This window comes from Streptomyces sp. NPDC051322, assembly GCF_040689485.1.
GTDB lineage: Bacteria > Actinomycetota > Actinomycetes > Streptomycetales > Streptomycetaceae > Streptomyces.
Window position 1 is genome coordinate 420,172 of record NZ_JBFBAK010000002.1, and the last position, 18,148, is coordinate 438,319.

Sequence of the window (18,148 nt, forward strand, 5' to 3'; positions counted from 1 at the left end):
GCCGCATGGCGGCTGTGAGCCGTCGCAGCCGTGCCTGCCCGCCCGATGAGTGGGCGTCAGCCGCTGCCGTCGCTCCACCACCCCGCCTCGGGGGCGCATCGCGACTACCTCCGTCCCACCCCCTTGTGCTGCCTCTCGGCCGCCCTTAGTGTTCGACTTCGCTCGAATTTGTTGGGTGTTGATTCCTCAGGCAGTGTGGAGGCCGCAGTGCAAGGTAGTCGGAATCGGGACAGTTCAGCGGGTGCGAGACCCGCCCACCTTCGACGGTGGTGGGCGATCCTCGCGACAGCCCTGGCCCTCGCCCTTTTCGCGGGCATGACCGCGCCCGCCATGGCGGAAAGCGCCGGGAAGCAGACTCCTGCTTCCGCGCCCGCCATCAGCTCTCAGGCGCACAAGGTGAGTTTCGACGGCTACTCGTTCCTCGTCGACGGCAAGCGCACCTACCTGTGGTCCGGGGAGTTCCACTATTTCCGGCTCCCCAGCCCCGACCTGTGGCGCGACATCTTCCAGAAGATGAAGGCAGCCGGTTTCAATGCCACCTCCCTGTACTTCGACTGGGGATACCACTCGCCGAAGCCCGGCGTGTACGACTTCAGCGGCGTGCGCGACGTCGACAAGCTGCTCGACATGGCCGAGGAGGCTGGGCTCTACGTGATCGCACGCCCGGCGCCGTACATCAACGCGGAGGTCGACGGCGGTGGCCTGCCCGGGTGGATGACCACGAAGGCCGGGAAGAACCGCAGCAACGATCCGAAGTTCCTCAAGTACGCCGACGAGTGGCTGACGCAGATCGACCGGATCATCGCCCGGCACCAGCTGACCGACGGCACCGGCTCGGTGATCGCCTACCAGGTGGAGAACGAGTACTACAACGGCTCGGCGGCGGCCCGCGCCTATATGCAGCATCTCGAGGACAAGGCCCGTGCGGACGGCATCACGGTCCCGCTGACCGGTAACAACAACGGCACCTTCAACTCCGGCGACGGCGCCCTCGACGTGGACGGCCCGGACTCCTACCCGCAGGGCTTCAACTGCTCGAACCCCGCCAAGTGGAACGGCGTCCCGAACATCGGCTACGACCACCCGGCCGGAAAGCCGCTCTACTCTCCGGAGTTCCAAGGGGGCGCCTTCGACCCCTGGGGCGGCCCCGGTTATGACAAGTGCGCCCAGCTGATCAACGATCAGTTCGCGAACGTGTTCTACAAGCAGAACATAGCCGTCGGGGCGACAGCGCAGAACTTCTACATGACCTACGGCGGCACCAACTGGGGCTGGCTGGGCATGCCGGAGAACTACACGTCCTACGACTACGGCGCGGCGATTCGCGAGAACCGCCAGCTGGACCCGAAGTACTACGAGGACAAGCTGATCGGGTACTTCACGCAGGCGGTCACGCCGTTGACCAAGACCGACGCGATCAAGGCGGCGCGGCCGGACGACGCGGCGGTCGTCGACACCGCCCGGATGAACCCGGACACCAAGACCCAGTTCCATGTTCTGCGGCACGGGGACTCCACTTCCACGGCGGTCGACAAGACCCACATCTCGCTGGACTTCAGCGCCCAGCCGTCCGCGGACACCAGCTACACCTGGGACGACACCGACTCCGCCCTGCAGTACACCGGGTCGTGGTCGCATGTGGCGAACGAGAGCTACACCGGCGGCGACTACAAGAAGACCGAGTCGTTCTCCAGCAAGGCCGGTGACTCGGTCACCGTCCCGTTCGACGGCACCGCCGTTCGCTGGATCGGGTCCAAGACCAACAACCACGGGTACGCCGACGTCTACCTCGACGGCGCCAAGGCGGCAACGGTCGACGACTCCGGCAGCGACGACCAGGCGGTGATCTTCCAGAAGTCAGGTCTGTCACCCGGAGCGCACACGCTGAAAATCGTCGTCGCCGGGACCCACAGCTCGGCGTCGTCGGACAACTTCGTGTCCATCGACGCGATCGACCTGCCCACGGACGCCACCTCGACGCCGACCTACCCGGTCGTGCCGCAACAGCCGGGCACCGCGATCACGCTCGACGGCCGCGACTCGCACGTGATCGTGGCGAACTACCGCCTCGGGGACTCGCAGTTGCAGTACTCGACGTCGGAGATCATGACCGACGCGACCATCGGCAACCGGGACGTCGCGGTCCTCTACGGCGATCCGGGCAGCGACGGCGAGACCGTCCTGCACTACTCCTCCAAGCCCACCGTGACCAGCAGCGGCGGGCCGGTCACGACCACCTGGGACGCGGACACCGGTGACCTCCGGCTGAACTACACCCACAAGGGCCTGATCCGCGTCAACATCAGCGGCGGCGGATCGCGCCCGCTGATGCTGCTCGTCGGCGACAAGTCGACGGCGGAGACCTTCTGGCGCCAGGACACGGCGACCGGCCCGGTACTCGTACGCGGCAGCCACCTGCTGCGGACGGCGACCAGTCTGGACGACGGCCACACCGTGGCGCTCACCGGTGACAACGCCGACGACAAGAACATCGAGGTGTTCACCTCAGCCGACCACGTCACCTGGAACGGCGACGCGCTCGGTTCCCGGGCCGTCGAGACCAGCGGCCTCACCGGGACCATCCCGGTCGCCGCCCCGATCCACCTGCCGGCGCTGACGAACTGGAAGCATGCCGAGGAATCACCCGAAGCGGCCTCCGGTTTCGACGACTCCCACTGGCAGGTGGCCGACAGGACCACGACCAACAGCGTGTCCGGCATCAACTCGCTTCCGGTGCTCTACGCCGACGACTACGGATTCCACACCGGCAACACGTGGTACCGCGGCCGCTTCCGCGCCACCGGCAAGGAGAAGGGCATCCACCTGGTCTCGGACTCCGGCGGCAAGGCGCAGGCGTTCTCCGCCTGGCTCAACGGCACCTTCCTCGGCAGCTCCACCACCGGCAGCGCCGACTTCACCTTCCCGGCCGATGCGGTCAAGCCGGACGGCGACAACGTCATCTCCGTACTCACCGTGAACATGGGGCACGAAGAGGACTACAACTCGACCAACGGCAACAAGACGCCGCGCGGCCTGACCAGCGCTTCCCTGGTCGGGGCGGCGCTGACCCCCGTCACCTGGCGGCTGCAGGGCGTGCGCGGCGGCGAGGACCTGCTGGACACGACGCGCGGCGCGCTGTCGACCGGCGGGCTGTACGGCGAGCGCGCCGGCTGGTCCCTGCCGGGCTTCCCGGACGCCAAGTGGAGCAGCACGTCCCTGCCCACCAGCGACACCCGCCCCGGGGTCTCCTGGTATCGCACCGACGTCAGTCTGAAACTGCCGCACGGCCAGGACACCTCGCTCGGGTTGACGTTCACCGACGACCCGGCGCGCAAATACCGCGCCACGATCTTCGTGAACGGCTGGCAGGTCGGCAACTACGTCAACTACCTCGGGCCGCAGCACACCTTCCCGGTGCCGAACGGGATCCTGAATCCGGACGGTCACAACACCATCGCCATCGCCGTGTGGAATCTGGACGGCAGCACCGGCGGGCTCGGAAAGGTGTCGCTCACCAACTACGGCAGCTACTCGTCCTCCCTTCGGGTCGCGCAGAACGACAGCCCCGGCTACCGGAGCGCGACCTACGCGATGCCGAAGCGGCCGGGGGCGGATGTGGCTCTGGACGTGCCGGACACCGCCGCATCAGGACAGTCCTTCACGGCCACGGCAACGGTGCGCGTCCCGGCGGGCCGCCCGGCGGCCGCCCTGCTGACCGGTTCGCTCGGGCTGCCCGACGGCTGGAGCGCGAGCGAGCCGAGCCCCGCGTCGGTGAAGCTCCTGCCGCCCGGCAGGTCGGCCACCTTCACCTGGAAGGTGCAGCCGCCGGCCGGCACGCTGCCCTCCGCCTCGGCCCTCACCGCCACGGTGCACTACACGCAGCGCGGGCGGCAGGCCGCCGCCGGTGACGAGCGCATCGTCGCCGGGATCCCGCCGGCCCCGCCGGACGGGAAGGTCGCCGTGAGCGCTCTGCCGTTCCTGTCCTCCACCAACGGATGGGGTCCGGTGGAGCGCGACAGCAGCGTCGGCGAGCAGGCGGCCGGGGACGGCCGTCCTCTCACTGTCGCCGGCGTCGGCTATCCGAAGGGTCTCGGCACCAATGCGGTCAGCGACGTCGAGCTCTATCTGGCAGGGAAGTGCTCGCGGCTCACTGCGGACGTCGGGGTCGACGACGAGACCGGTGGTGCGGGGACGGTCACGTTCTCGGTGATCGCCGACGGCAAAACCCTGGTCACCACCGATCCGGTGCGCGGCAAGCAGGCCGCGGTGCCGATCGATGTCGATCTCACCGGGGTGCAGGTGGTCGACCTCAAGGTCGGCGACGCCGGTGACGGCAACGGCAGCGACCACGGCGACTGGGCGGCGCCGACGCTGACCTGCGGCTAGCCCGAGCCGTTCCCGGGACCGACCCCGGCGAAGCCTCCGTCCCGGAAGGGGCGGAGGCTTCGCCGTTGCGCGGGGCGGCCGGGCGCCGACGGCTCGGTGGTGCGGTGTCAGGCGCAGGACGGGCACAGCCCGCGGTAGGTGACCTCGACGCCGGACACGGTGAAGCCGAAGCGTTCCTCCGTCGGCAGGTCGGCCAGCGGACTACCGGTCGGGTGGACATCCCGGATGGTCCCGCAGCCGGAGCACACCAGGTGCTGGTGCGGGTGGTGGGCGTTGGGGTCGTAGCGCTTGGCGCGGCCGTCGGTCGAGACCTCGGTGATCTCACCGAGGCTGACCAGCTCGCCCAGGGCGTTGTAGACGGTCGCCCGGGAGATCTCCGGCAGCCGCTCTGCCGCGCGGACGAGCACCTCGTCGGCGGTGAGATGCACGTGATCGCCGTCGAAGACCTCCGCGACGACCCGCCGCTGCGAGGTCATCCGCCAGCCACGCCCTCGCAGTCGCTCCAGCAGGTCACTCACATCGGTTCACCCGTTCAGGTTCGGTGGGGGATCGTACAGGGGATTGGCCTGCTTCTTGACTTGGACTGTGTCCATTGTAGGATCGCTTACGGCGATAGCCAAGGGACGGGAAGACTCCGGTACGGCAGGAGACACGGACGTGACGCGACACGCCGTCCCGGACGTGGCCCCGCAGTTCCACCGCCCGCAGTTCCACAGCACCGTGATTCGCCCAGTCCGGAAGGATTCCCATGTCCGAGAACCACGACGCAATCGTCACAGACGCGAAGACGGAGGGCACAAGCGGCTGCCCGGTTGCGCACGTGCGCGCCCAGCACCCGACTCAGGGCGGCGGTAACCGCCAGTGGTGGCCGGACCGGCTCAATCTGAAGGTCCTGGCCAAGAACCCCGTCGTGGCGAATCCTCTCGGCGAGGACTTCGACTACGCCGAGGCGTTCAAGGCCCTCGACCTGCCCGCGGTCAAGCGGGACATCGCCGAGGTGCTCACGACCTCGCAGGACTGGTGGCCGGCCGACTTCGGCAACTACGGCCCGCTCATCGTCCGGATGGCCTGGCACAGCGCGGGCACCTACCGCGTCAGCGACGGCCGGGGCGGAGCCGGCGCCGGCCAGCAGCGGTTCGCGCCGCTCAACAGCTGGCCCGACAACGGCAACCTCGACAAGGCACGCCGCCTGCTGTGGCCGGTCAAGAAGAAGTACGGCCAGAACATCTCCTGGGCCGACCTGCTGATCCTCGCCGGCAACGTCGCCCTGGAGGAGATGGGCTTTACCACCTTCGGTTTCGCCGGCGGCCGTGCGGACGTCTGGGAGCCCGAGGAGGACGTCTACTGGGGCCCGGAGTCCACCTGGCTGGGGGACGAGCGCTACACCGGTGAGCGCGAGCTGGAGAACCCCCTCGGTGCGGTCCAGATGGGACTCATCTACGTCAACCCGGAGGGCCCGAACGGCAACCCGGACCCGATCGCCTCGGCCCGCGACATCCGTGAGACGTTCCGCCGGATGGCGATGAACGACGAGGAGACCGTCGCCCTGATCGCCGGCGGCCACACCTTCGGCAAGACCCACGGCGCGGGCCCCGCCGACCACGTAGGCGCCGACCCCGAGGCGGCCGGCATGGAGGAGATGGGCCTCGGCTGGCGCTCCACCTTCAACTCGGGCAAGGGTGGCGACGCGATCACCAGCGGCGTCGAGGTCACCTGGACGCCCACCCCGACGAAGTGGGACAACACCTTCTGGGAGACCCTCTTCGGCTACGAGTGGGAGCTGACCGAGAGCCCCGCCGGAGCCAAGCAGTGGACGGCCAAGGACGGCGCCGGCGCGGGCACCATCCCGGATGCCCACGACCCGTCCAAGAGCCAGGCCCCGACGATGCTGACGACCGACCTCGCGCTGCGCATGGACCCGGTCTACGAGCCGATCTCGCGGCGCTTCTTCGAGAACCCCGACCAGTTCGCCGACGCCTTCGCCCGCGCCTGGTTCAAGCTGACCCACCGTGACATGGGCCCTGTCTCCCGCTACCTCGGCCCGGAGGTCCCGACCGAGACGCTGGTGTGGCAGGACCCGGTCCCGGCGGTGACGCACGAGCTCGTCGACGCCCAGGACGTCGCGTCACTCAAGACGCGGATCCTCGGCTCGGGGCTGTCCGTGTCCCAGCTGGTGTCCACCGCGTGGGCTTCGGCTGCCTCCTTCCGCGGCACCGACAAGCGCGGCGGAGCCAACGGCGCCCGGATCCGCCTCGAGCCGCAGCGCGACTGGAAGGTCAACGACTCCGAGTCGCTGGCGACCGTGCTGACCGCCCTCGAAGGCGTGCAGAAGTCGTTCAACGCCGAGCAGACCGGCGGCAAGCAGATCTCGCTCGCCGACCTGATCGTGCTGGCCGGCTGCGCGGCCGTCGAACAGGCCGCCGAAGAGGCCGGTCTCACGGTGGAGGTGCCCTTCACGCCGGGCCGCACGGACGCCTCGCAGGAACAGACCGACGTCGAGTCGTTCGCCGAGATGGAGCCGACCTCCGACGGGTTCCGCAACTACCTGGGCAAGGGCAGCCGACTGCCCGCCGAGTACCTGCTCATCGACCGGGCCAACCTGCTCACGCTGAGCGCGCCGGAGATGACCGTGCTCGTCGGCGGCCTCCGGGTCCTCGGTGCGAACCACGGGCAGTCGTCGCTGGGCGTCCTCACCGAGACTCCCGGATCGCTGACCAACGACTTCTTCGTCAACCTGCTCGACATGGGCACGACGTGGAAGCCGACGTCCGAGGACAGCACCACGTTCGAGGGCCGCGACGCGGCCACCGGCGAGGTCAAGTGGACCGGCACCCGCGCCGACCTCGTCTTCGGCTCGAACTCCGAGCTGCGGGCGCTGGCCGAGGTCTACGCGAGCGACGACGCGAAGGAGAAGTTCGTGAAGGACTTCGTCGCAGCGTGGGACAAGGTGATGAACCTCGACCGGTTCGAGGTCGCCTGATCGCGAAATCCTGATCGCGACGTCCTGATCACCACGTCCAGGTCGGCCCGCGCGGGCCGACCTGGACGTGTGCTGTGCCGGGCGAGCGGCGCGGCCCGGACACCTCGGGGTGACGGTTCCGTCCGGTTTATGGTGGTGTAATGCGACTTGCCCCCCGGTGGACCTTGCTCTCTTCCGGGTGCGCCCCTGTGCTTCTGGTCGGTGCCGGGACGATCGCGCAACTGCGGCAAGGCCCGACGTACGACCCGGAGAAGCAGACCCTCAGCGTGCTGGCATCCTATGGAGCCAGCAGCTATTGGCTGATGACGGGGATACTGATCGGGCTCGGGACCTGCTACCTGGCCACGGCGCACGGGCTTCGGGCGGCGGCGTTCGCCGGGCGTGCGGCTCTGGCCGGTGGCGGACTGGCTGCGCTGGCACTGACCCTGGTGCCCGCGCCCAGTAGCGGCGGGGCACTGAAACACGGGGCCGTGGCCAGCGTCGGCTTCGTCCTGTTGGCGCTATGGCCCCTGCTGGCTGCCGACCGCAGGGGGAGAGCAGTGCCGTGGGGGTTGCGGTTCGGCGTGTCGCTCTCGGCGAGCGCGCTGATGTGCGTGAGCGCGATGTGGTTCGTGGTGGAGTTGCAGACCGGCAGGGCGCCCGGCGTTGCCGAGCGTGCGCTGACTTTCCTCCAGGCGCTGTGGCCCTTCTTGGTCGTCGTCTCCTGCCAGCGTCGCGCTGACTGACACACAGGCAGTGGCCATGGCACCGGTCGGATCCGCGACAACTTCCTTGCCGGAGAAGAACACGTGTCCCCGCACCCGTTGGTCATGGTCGGCAAAGGTGAGATGGCGGGAGAGCTCGGCCGGATCCTGCCAGGGTGCGGGCTGGGCCGTGTCGCTTGATCCGGGCGGCCGTGTCGCGTACCAGTCGGTCGTTGTTGTCGCGCCGCCAGGCTGCCTTGTCCGGGAAGCCGGCGCCGTAAGCTGCGTAGGTGGCGTCATCCTCGAAGGTCTGACCTGCGACGGGATAAGGGTAGAAATAGTCGTCCCAGTGCACCGCGTCGATGTCGTAGCGGCGTACGGCGTCCATGATCGCGTCCTGGGTGTGCCTCCTCGGCCGCGGTGCCCAGCGGGTCCCAGCCGGAGTCCCGCCCCTTTACGCCGGTGAGGCACTCCGCCCAGGGCTCGTAGGGTGAAGGCCACAGTGCGTCTGCGGTCGGCCGTACCTGAAGGATGACGACGTTCAGTTTCCGCTGTACCGCGCTGTCCAGATACGCCAGGAGTTCGGCATGCTGGTCGGCGGCAGACAGCCCGGGCCGGGACGGCCAGTCCGTGTTGGCGACCGTGGCGATCCATACGCCGCGCAGCTCGCGTCACCTACCGCCTCCTCCACCCCGGCGGTTCGCGTGCGCGGCTGCCACGGCCCGGCTGGGAAGCGCGAGCCCCCCAACCACCGCAGTACCTCCCGCAATCAGCGCCCTTCGACTCATACGTCCCATGTGTTCCTACAGTTCGCCGATTGACCGCTCACCCGAAGCGCCATTCATCCGCAGGCCAGGAGCGACGTCAAGGGCTGGTGGAGGCCGCGGACGGGCGCGCCCGCACCACTGTGTACCGTCGGCTGTCTCCCTTGTTCGAGACATAACGCCGACACCACTCGCCGCCCGCCCGTTCTCGCACCCGCCCACGTTCGATTCCGCGCTTTCTGCCCAGCCTTTGGAGTGCACGTTGAGGACGACATTCCGTTCTCGTATGACCGCCCGGATCGGGCGCGCCTACCTGTCCAGGATCCAGCAGCGCGGGCTCGGGCCCTCCACCATCAGGCTGTTGCCGGCAGATCTGCTGATGCTGATGCGCCGCGACGGCACGGATCCCGTGGACAGGCTGGCCAAGGTGCAGGCGAAGACGCCGGTGTCCAAGGTATCGCTGCCGTTCGGCATGGACGCCTGGATAGTCACCGGCTATGAGGAGTCGAGAGCCGTCCTCGGCGCGGCCGACGCCTTCAGTACCGACTTCGCTCATCTCGCTGCGAATGCCGGGGTGGCGGCGGAACAGGCCCCCGGCGGGCTCGGGTTCAGCGATCCTCCCGTTCACACCAGGCTGCGACGGATCCTCACCCCCGAGTTCACGATGCGTCGGCTGCGGCGCCTGACTCCCAGGATCGACGCCATCGTGGAGGAGCGCCTGGACGCAATGGAGGCCCTGCCGGGGCCCGTCGACCTGGTGCAGGAGTTCGCGTTGCCGGTCCCCTCCCTGACCATCTGTGAACTGCTCGGCGTGCCCTATGAGGACCGTCACGACTTTCAGCGGCTGGCCATGGACCGCTTCGACCTCGCCGCCGGATCGACCGCACCCTTCGGCGCCATGTCGGCGTCGCTCGGCTACTTCCGGGACGTCGTCAAGAAGCAGCGGGCGGAGCCGGGCGACGGTCTGCTGGGCATGATCGTGCGCGAGCACGGCGACAGTGTCGACGACGAGGAACTCGCCGGCCTCGCCGACGGCGTGCTCACCGGCGGGTTCGAGACGACCGCCAGTACCCTCGCTCTCGGCTCACTCGTACTCCTGCGGGACCAGGACCTCTTCGAGCGCATACGGACCGACAGTGCGATGACTGCGCCGTTCGTCGAGGAGGCGCTTCGTTACCTCACCGCGGTGCAGATCGCCTTCCCTCGGTTCGCCCGCCAGGACATCGAGGTGGCCGGGCAGGTCGTCCGCCGGGGTGACATGGTCCTCTGCTCCCTGAGCGGCGCCAACCGCGACCCGTCGTACACCGCGGACGGCGGGCGCTTCGACCCGCACCGCGACACCACGGGGCATCTCGCGTTCGGCTACGGAATCCACCGCTGTATCGGCGCCGAACTGGCGCGGATGGAACTCCGCGCGGCCTACCCGGCCCTGGTGCGTAGGTTCCCTCACATGCGCCTGGCGAGCCCTCCGCAGGATCTGGCCTTCCGCAGGCTGTCGATCGTGTACGGCATCGAAGCACTCCCGGTGTACCTGCGCTGAGCGTATGGCGGTCAGTCGTCCAGGCGGACCGGCATCAGCATCGAGAACGTCTCTTCGTCGTCGGGGCGGCGGATCACCAGAGGCGTCGTGGAGGCGCCGAACTCCAGGATCAGCTGGTCCCGGCCCGCGGCGGTGAGTGCGTCCAGCAGGAAATCGCGGTTGACGGCGACGTTGTTCCGGTCGTCGTCACCGTCTGCGCAGGGAACCACCGTGCCGTCGTCGGCCACCTTGAGCACACTGAGGTCATAGGAAGCGCCGTCCTGCTCGCGCACCTCGCCGGCACGGACCGGACCGGTCTCCAGTGACTGCCGGAAGGCCGGCACATCGACCGGAGTGCGGCGCCCGGACGGCAGGTTGACGAGTCGGCGGTAGTCGGGGAAGTCGTACGCGAGACACTGCCCGGCCGCCTGACGGCCCCCGGTCTCCAGGCTCACGCGGTCTCCGTCCACGGCGAGCTCGGCGGGTTCCTCATCGCTCAGCAGCGCCCGCATCGCGTCGGCGAGCGGGGCGGGCACGATGACCTGTGTACGGGGCCCGCCATGCCCGGTGGCGCCGGCCTGCGCCACGGCCAGCCGGTAGCGGTCGGTGGCCACGACGTGGAGTGCGTCGTCCTCCGCGTCGAAGAGGACCCCGCCGAGCATCGGCAGTTCCGGGTCGGTACTGGCCGCGAAACGGACCGCGTCCAACGCGGCGGCCAGTTCGGGCGCGGAGACGGACAGCCGGACGGTCGTGGTGCGGGGCGATGTCATGGGGTTCTCCCTGTGGTCGAGTAGTGCTCGGAGCGTGGAGAACTCACTGCGGGCGTCGGACAGCCCGAGCTCGAGACGGCGCAGATGCGCCTGGAGCAGCTTGCGCACCAGGTCCGTGTCCGCGCTGGACCAGCCGGCCAGCACCAGCCGGACGTCCGCGAGCGGCATGCCGGCCCGACGCAGCCGGGCCAGCGCCCCGGCCTCTTCGAGCTGCTCGGTGGCGTACCAGCGGTAGCCGCTCGCCGGGTCCACCCAGGCAGGGACCAGGACGCCGGCACGGTCGTAGAACCGCAGGGCGCTCGCCCCCAGTCCGCTGTCGCGGGCCATCTCCCCAATGCTGCGCATCTCGTTCTCCACATCCCGAACTCTGACCCCTCGACAAGGTCGAGGGTCAACACGGTGGGAGATCCCGGACATCGCTGCGGATGGCGGCCCCTCACCGCAACCGATCGGCCGGCCGCTCAGCCCTCGAGCGGCTCGTAGCCGAACCAGTCGAAGTGAACGGAGCCGGCTGAGGCGAACATTCCGATGACCCGCCCGGTGAAGCCGCCGGCGACCTCGGTGGACAGGTAGCGGCCGTCGAGCGCGGTGAGCTCGGCGTAGGTGCCGTCCGGTTCCTCGATGCCGATGGAGACGGCATCGGGGCCGGTTCGTGCATCGTTCACGGTGCGTACGGCTTCCACCTCGATGCGGAGTACCACGGGGCCGGCCGGTATCGGCCGGGATGCCACGACGGTGTTCAGCGGGCCGATGCGGGCTGTTACGCGTACTTCGCCGGATGCTGCCTCGATGTCGTAGTGGTGCTGCTCATCGAGGCGGACGGCCAGGCCACCGCGTCCGTCTGCCGGGTCGATGAGCGTGCGTGCCCGGCAGGACAGGTGTTGCTGGCGCCGGCCGACGAACGTGACATCGGTGTCGTCGAGTGATCCGCCACGGGCATGCAGGGTCAGCCAGCCGGGCCGTTCCTTCGTGGTGCAGTTCTCGGTGGAGCGGCGCCGCAGCGAGATCCAGGGGGAAGCCAACTCGGCCAGGTCGAAGTCGTCCCGGCCCGAGGGGACGGCTGGTGGCTGGAGCGGCCATGGGGGTGCGGGCATGACGGTTGAGAGTTCGCCGACGACCGGCCAGCCGTCGATCCAGTCGACCGGAACGAGGAAGGTTTCCCGGCCGAGTACGTGCCAGCCGGGGGTGCCGCCGCCCGGTCGCACGCCGAGCAGCACCATCCACCAGGAATCGTCGGGCGCCTGCACCAGATCAGCGTGGCCGGTGTTCTGGATGGGGTGGTCGGTGCCGCGGTGGCTCAGGACCGGGTTGTCCGGGCACGGCTCGAACGGGCCGGCCGGCGTGCGGCCACGGGCGATGGAGACGCCGTGAGAACGTTCGGTGCCGCCCTCGGCGATGAGCAGGTACCAGTAGTCGCCGATGTGGTACAGATGCGGAGCTTCGGGGGCTTTGGCGTCCGGGCTGCCGGACCAGAGCCGGCGTGGCGGACCCAGCGTCTGCCCGGTGTGCGGGTCGATGCGGACCTGCTCGACTCCGGCATAGGTGCACCAGCAGGTGCCGTCGTCGTCCCAGGCGATGTCCGGGTCGATGCCCTTGACCCCGGGCAGCTGGACGGGATCGGACCAAGGACCGGCCGGGTCGGTCGCCGTGACCAGAAGGTTGCCGCCGTCGCTCACATTCGTGACGATCAGCCAGAACCGGCCGTCGTGGTGGCGCAGCGTGGGCGCGTAGATGCCGCCGGACGACGGTGTGCCGGGTGGCAGGCGCAATTGGCTCGGCCGGTCCAGCACGTTGCCGATCTGCGTCCAGTGCACCAGGTCCCGGCTGTGGAAGATGGGCACGCCGGGAAAGCATTCGAAACTGGAGCAGGCGAGGTAGTAGTCCGCGCCCGCCCGGCAGATGCTCGGGTCGGGGTGAAAGCCGGGGATCACTGGGTTGTTGATGGTGTTGCGCGGCTCGGGCATGCTCGACACCTTCATCGAGTCCTTTCGCTGGTTCGGTCAAACGGTGGCACCGAGTGGAGAGTCCGGGTATGGGGCCGCCGACTGTCGCGGCGGCCCCATCCTCACCGTTGAGGGGAGCTGAGCCAACAGCCTTTCGTCAGCGGCGTACCGTCGAGTGGACGAGTTGCCACTCCTGCGAGCCGTCCTCGACCGCGTTCTGCGGGGTCAGCGCCGCCCCATGGGACGCGCCGGTCAAGTAGCGAGGGGTCAGCGCCAGTCGGGAGCACCTGCGGCGGGTGACAGGGCGCTCTCGATCTCCGTCCGTATCCCCTGCATGACCTCAACGATCCGGGCCCTGTGCCCCTCGCTGAGTCGCGCCACCGGCACCGAGCAGCTGATGGCGTCGATGGCCGGTGTGTCGTACCTCAGAGCGAAGCCGAAACCCGCGATGCCGGACACCGTCTCCTCGTAGTCGACGGAGTAGCCGCGCTCCCGCACTCCGGCGAGGTCGGCGAGCAGCGTGGTGCTCTCGGTGTGCGTGTTGTCCGTGAGGGCCTTCAAAGTCCCTTCGGGGAGCGGGAGTTGGTCGTCGGCGCGCTCGGCGAGCAGCGCTTTGCCAAGGGCTCCGGCGTAGGCCGGGATCCGGCGGCCGACCCGGCTGATGGTGCGCAGATATTCGTGGGACTCGCGCGTCGCTAGGTAGATGACGTTCGGCCCGTCGAGCCGGGCCAGATGAATCGTCTCACCGAGCGCGTCCGACGCCTTGTCGAGATACGGGCGGGCCGTCCGCACGTGTGGGTCGCTGTCCAGGTAGCTCGTCCCCGTGTGCAGGGCGCGGATGCCGATGCCGTAGAGGGAACCGGTCGTGTCGGAGCGCACCCAGCCGCAGTCGACGAGGGTCTGCAGCAGCTGGTACATGCTGCTGCGCGGCACTCCCAGGTCCTTGGCGAGTTCGTCCAGGCGCGCGGGCCGGTCGCCCCGTGTGGCGAGCAGTTCGAGTAGCGCGACGGTCCGGGCCGCCGACTTCACCCCGCGGACCCCGCTGTTTTCCGGCATGGCCGCATTTTAGATCCGCGTTGTCGTGCCCATTGACCCAGGCCGGGCCACCCACCTAACCTCCGTTCTCATACATGCACGTCATCTGCATATGGGGATGGGATCCATGGAGCGGTTCAGTGCGGAGATCGAAGACGTGGCTCGGCGGCTGCGCGAGGGCATGGCCGGCGGGGTGCTGTCCTTCCCCCTCACGAGCTTCCGGGACGATGGCAGCCTCGACCTGGAGTCGTACAGGACGTATCTGACCGCTCAGGTGGCCACCGCACCCGGCGCGGTGTTCCCGGCTTGCGGTACGGGGGAGTTCAGCGCGCTGGACGAGGACGAGTACCGCGCAGTTGTCGAGGCCACGGTCGAGGTCGCCGACGGCCGGCTGCCCGTGGTGGCGGGGATCGGTTACGGCTGGGCACAGGCACTGCGGTTTGCCCGCATCGCAGAGGACGCCGGCGCCGACGCCCTGCTGGTGATGCCGCATTACCTGGTCCGAGCCCCGCAGGACGGTCTGATCGAGCAGCTGCGCCGGATCGCGTCCGGCACCCGGCTGCCGCTCATCGCATACCAGCGCGGCCAGGTCGCCTTCACCGCAGAAAGCGTGCGCCGGATCGCCGGGATCCCTACGGTCATCGGCCTGAAGGACGGCCACAGCGATCTCGATCGGCTTCAGCGCCTCACCCTCGCCGCGCCCGATGGCTTCCTCTTCTTCAACGGCGCCGCCACCGCCGAGATCCAGGCCCGCGCGTACGCCGCCGTCGGGGTCCCGGCCTACTCGTCGGCCGTTCACGCGTTCGCACCCGAGATCGCCGGCGCCTGCTTCACCGCCCTGCGGGATGGCGACGACGCGGAAGTGGACAATCTGCTGCGCGACTTCTACGTCCCGCTGGTCGAACTGCGTGACCGCATGCCGGGTTACGCCGTGTCGCTGGTCAAGGCCGCGGCCCGGCTGCGAGGTCTGCCGGTCGGCCCCGTACGCGCCCCACTCACCGACCCCGGCCCGGCCGACCTCGGCGAGCTGGAAAAGATCCTCGACCACGGTCTGAGCCTGGTGGGAGCCGGACGCCGACGCACCGACTGACACGACCCCGGCGCCCGCCGCATGCCCTGCACCCGCCGCCGCTGCCACCTACTGCGAGAAGCCGGTGGCAGGCCGGCGATTCGATAGTTCGACAGTTCAAAGGAGAACTGACATGCCACTCGTCGTAGTCGGTATCAGCGTTCTGGTTCTGCTGCTTCTCATGACCCGACTGAAACTCAACGGCTTCGCCGCCCTACTCCTCGTGGCGGTCGGCGTCGCTGTGGTTCAGGGGATCCCACTGGAGAAGATCCCGGACGTCCTCGCGGAAGGCATCGGGGGCCAGATCGGTGACACCATGCTCGTCATCGGGCTCGGTGCGATGGTCGGCCGGGTCATGGGGGACTCCGGAGCAGCACAGCGCATAGCCGGCAAGCTCCTCGACGCCTTCGGTCCCCGCTGGGTCCAGATGGCCATGGTGGTCACCGCCATGCTCATCGGCGTGACCATGTTCTACGAGGTCGCGTTCATCATCATCGTGCCCATCGCGTTCACCCTCGTGAGGGTCACCGGATCGAAGCTGCTCTGGGTCGGCCTGCCGATGTCGATCGCCCTGTCCACCATGCACAGCTTCCTGCCGCCGCACCCCGGCCCCACCGCTGTCGCCGCGACCTTCCACGCGTCCATCGGGCTGACCTTGCTCTACGGCCTTTTCATCGCCATCCCGGCCGGCGCGCTCATCGCCCTCGTGTGGCCGCGTCTGCCATTCGTCAAGGCGATGGACCCCGCGATCCCCAAGGGCCTCGTCAGCGAGCGCGAGTTCACCGACGAGGAGATGCCCGGCCTCGGCTGGTCGCTGTCCGTGGCCCTCTTCCCCGTCGTCCTGATCGCCGGCGCTGCGCTCACCGATCTGGCCACCTCCGCCGACACCCCTTTCCTGCACCTGGTCGCCTTCATCGGCTCGGCGCCGGTCGCGCTTCTGCTGACCCTGGCGCTGGCGACCTGGGCGTTCGGACCGCGGATCGGCCGCAGCCTCGCGGACGTCAACGCCTCCTGCACCTCGGCGGCCAAGGCCATGGCCATGATTCTGCTGGTGATCGGTGCGGGCGGCGCCTTCAAGAACGTCCTGGTCGAAGGCGGGATCTCCGACTACATCAAGACCGCAACCGACAGCTGGGCGATCTCGCCGATCATCCTCGCCTGGCTCATCGCGGTCATCCTCCGCATCGCACTCGGCTCGGCGACGGTGGCCGTCGTGACGGCATCGGGTGTGGTGCTGCCGCTCCTCTCGGGCAGCGGGATCCACGCCGAGATGATGGTGCTCGCCGTGTCCTGCGGATCCATCGCCTTCTCGCACGTCAACGATCCCGGATTCTGGCTGTTCAAGGAGTACTTCAACCTGTCGGTCATTGACGCGATCAAGGTCCGCACCAGTTACACGACGGTGCTCGCCATCCTCGGTCTGGGAGGAGTCCTGGCGGGCGAATGGGTTCTCGACGCCCTCAGCCTCTGACCACAGAACCCTTAGCAGCGCCATACCCAAGGATTTGATGAAAATGCGCAACCAGCCGATCGTCACCGAGTTCTCCGTCTATCCGGTAGCCGGCCGGGACTGCATGGAGATGAACCTCTCCGGCGCGCACGGTCCCTACTTCACGCGTAACGTCGTCGTCCTGAAGGACTCCGACGGCCGTACGGGACTCGGCGAGGTCCCCGGCGGGGAGAAGATCACGCAGACGCTGCGCGATGCCGAGTCCCTGGTGATCGGTGCGAAGGTGGGCGACTACAAGCGTGTCCTGCGGGCGATCGCCCACCGCTTCGCCGATCGTGACGCCGATGGACGCGGCGCCCAGACCTTCGACCTGCGCACCACCGTCCACGCGGTCACCGCCGTCGAGTCAGGGTTGCTCGACCTCCTGGGGCAGCACCTCGACGTACCGGTCGCGGCCCTCCTCGGCGACGGCCAACAGCGCGACGCAGTAAGGGTGCTGGGATACCTCTTCTACGTCGGTGACCCCGACCGCACCGATCTGGAGTACGTCCGTGAGGCCGACTCGGAGGTCGACTGGTACCGCCTCCGGCACGAGGAGGCCCTCACACCCGAGGCGATCGTCCGTCAGGCCGAGGCGGCGTACGACCTGTACGGCTTCCGGGACTTCAAGCTCAAAGGCGGAGTCCTGGCCGGCATGGACGAGGTCAAGGCCGTACGCGCGCTCAAGGACCGCTTTCCCACTGCGCGGATCACCCTGGACCCGAACGGCGCGTGGTCGCTGCGCGAGGCGGTCGAACTGTGTTCGCCCCTGGTCGGCACGCTCGCCTACGCCGAGGATCCCTGCGGGGCTGAGGACGGCTACTCCGGGCGCGAGATCCTCGCTGAGTTCCGTCGCGCCACAGGCCTCCCGACGGCCACGAACATGATCGCCACCGACTGGCGACAGCTGACCCACGCCCTGGCCCTGCAGTCGGTCTCCATCCCACTGGCCGACCCCCACTTCTGGACCATGCAGGGCTCGGTGCGTGTGGCCCAGCTGTGCAATGCGATGGGCCTGACCTGGGGCTGCCACTCCAACAACCACTTCGACATCTCGCTCGCCATGATCACGCACTGCGGCGCCGCAGCCCCCGGGGAGTACAACGCCCTGGACACGCACTGGATCTGGCAGGAGGGTCTGGAGCGGCTGACCGTCATCCCGCCACGGATCGTCGACGGCGAGGTCGCCGTCCCCGACGCTCCCGGCCTGGGCGTCGAACTCGACATGGACCGCCTCCTCGCGGCCCAAGAGCTGTACCGGAAGGAGGCACTGGGGGCGCGGAACGACGCCGTCGGCATGAAGTACCTCGTGCCCAACTGGACGTTCAACGCCAAGCGCCCCTGCCTGGTGCGTTAGACGATCCGTTCCAAGTCGTCTCTGCATCTTGATGACCGAGACCTGGAACACGATCGCCGACCGCTACGCCGAGCATCTGTGGACCGGCCCCGCTCCACACGAGTGCAGCCGTGACATGCCTGGGCCGCACGCCTGACCGTCTTCTTCGCGGAC

11 protein-coding genes and 1 pseudogene are annotated in these 18,148 nt (G+C 68.7%); 7 read left to right on the plus strand and 5 right to left on the minus strand.

The genetic code is table 11. From position 1 onward, the window contains the following. Positions 1-315 precede the first annotated feature (315 nt). The gene (locus AB0436_RS06070; protein WP_366466495.1) at positions 316-4,386 is read left to right on the plus strand and encodes a beta-galactosidase; all 4,071 of its coding nucleotides are present in this window, start codon (positions 316-318) and stop codon (positions 4,384-4,386) included. Positions 4,387-4,493: 107 nt separating this feature from the next. Here AB0436_RS06070 and AB0436_RS06075 read toward each other — a convergent pair whose 3' ends face one another. Continuing rightward, on the minus strand, positions 4,494-4,904 hold the full coding sequence (locus tag AB0436_RS06075; RefSeq protein WP_366466496.1) for a Fur family transcriptional regulator: 411 nt from the start codon (positions 4,902-4,904) through the stop codon (positions 4,494-4,496). A gap of 230 nt (positions 4,905-5,134) precedes the next feature. On the opposite strand from AB0436_RS06075, the gene katG reads away from it, so the two are divergent. Both katG and AB0436_RS06085 read left to right on the plus strand, forming a co-directional pair. After that, positions 5,135-7,366, plus strand: coding sequence for a catalase/peroxidase HPI (katG, locus tag AB0436_RS06080; protein ID WP_366466497.1), 2,232 nt, complete (start codon positions 5,135-5,137; stop codon positions 7,364-7,366). Between the two features lie 140 nt (positions 7,367-7,506). Further along, positions 7,507-8,091 (plus strand): DUF998 domain-containing protein, encoded by a 585-nt coding sequence (locus tag AB0436_RS06085; RefSeq protein WP_366466498.1) that lies wholly within the window; start codon positions 7,507-7,509, stop codon positions 8,089-8,091. A gap of 12 nt (positions 8,092-8,103) precedes the next feature. On the opposite strand, the pseudogene AB0436_RS06090 reads toward AB0436_RS06085, so the two are convergent. Further along, a pseudogene (locus tag AB0436_RS06090) lies at positions 8,104-8,846 on the minus strand (family 10 glycosylhydrolase); the annotation flags it as partial. Between the two features lie 253 nt (positions 8,847-9,099). Between AB0436_RS06090 and AB0436_RS06095 the strand changes: the two are divergent. After that, on the plus strand, positions 9,100-10,353 hold the full coding sequence (locus AB0436_RS06095) for a cytochrome P450 (RefSeq protein WP_366466499.1): 1,254 nt from the start codon (positions 9,100-9,102) through the stop codon (positions 10,351-10,353). An 11-nt stretch (positions 10,354-10,364) separates the two neighbouring features. On the opposite strand, the gene AB0436_RS06100 is transcribed toward AB0436_RS06095, so the two are convergent. The 3 genes from AB0436_RS06100 to AB0436_RS06110 form a co-directional block, all read right to left on the minus strand. After that, complete coding sequence (locus AB0436_RS06100; protein ID WP_366466500.1) at positions 10,365-11,447, minus strand: MerR family transcriptional regulator; 1,083 nt, start codon at positions 11,445-11,447, stop codon at positions 10,365-10,367. A gap of 116 nt (positions 11,448-11,563) precedes the next feature. Beyond that, positions 11,564-13,081, minus strand: a complete 1,518-nt coding sequence (locus AB0436_RS06105) for a glycoside hydrolase family 43 protein (RefSeq protein WP_366466501.1) — start codon at positions 13,079-13,081, stop codon at positions 11,564-11,566. A 231-nt stretch (positions 13,082-13,312) separates the two neighbouring features. Further along, complete coding sequence (locus AB0436_RS06110) at positions 13,313-14,101, minus strand: IclR family transcriptional regulator (RefSeq protein ID WP_366466502.1); 789 nt, start codon at positions 14,099-14,101, stop codon at positions 13,313-13,315. Positions 14,102-14,207: 106 nt separating this feature from the next. On the opposite strand from AB0436_RS06110, the gene AB0436_RS06115 reads away from it, so the two are divergent. The 3 genes from AB0436_RS06115 to AB0436_RS06125 all read left to right on the plus strand — a co-directional run bounded on the left by AB0436_RS06115 (position 14,208) and on the right by AB0436_RS06125 (position 17,995). Beyond that, the gene (locus AB0436_RS06115; protein WP_366466503.1) at positions 14,208-15,170 is read left to right on the plus strand and encodes a 5-dehydro-4-deoxyglucarate dehydratase; all 963 of its coding nucleotides are present in this window, start codon (positions 14,208-14,210) and stop codon (positions 15,168-15,170) included. Between the two features lie 112 nt (positions 15,171-15,282). Beyond that, complete coding sequence (locus tag AB0436_RS06120; RefSeq protein ID WP_366466504.1) at positions 15,283-16,620, plus strand: gluconate:H+ symporter; 1,338 nt, start codon at positions 15,283-15,285, stop codon at positions 16,618-16,620. Positions 16,621-16,663: 43 nt separating this feature from the next. Then, complete coding sequence (locus AB0436_RS06125) at positions 16,664-17,995, plus strand: enolase C-terminal domain-like protein (RefSeq protein WP_366466505.1); 1,332 nt, start codon at positions 16,664-16,666, stop codon at positions 17,993-17,995. Positions 17,996-18,148 lie beyond the last annotated feature (153 nt).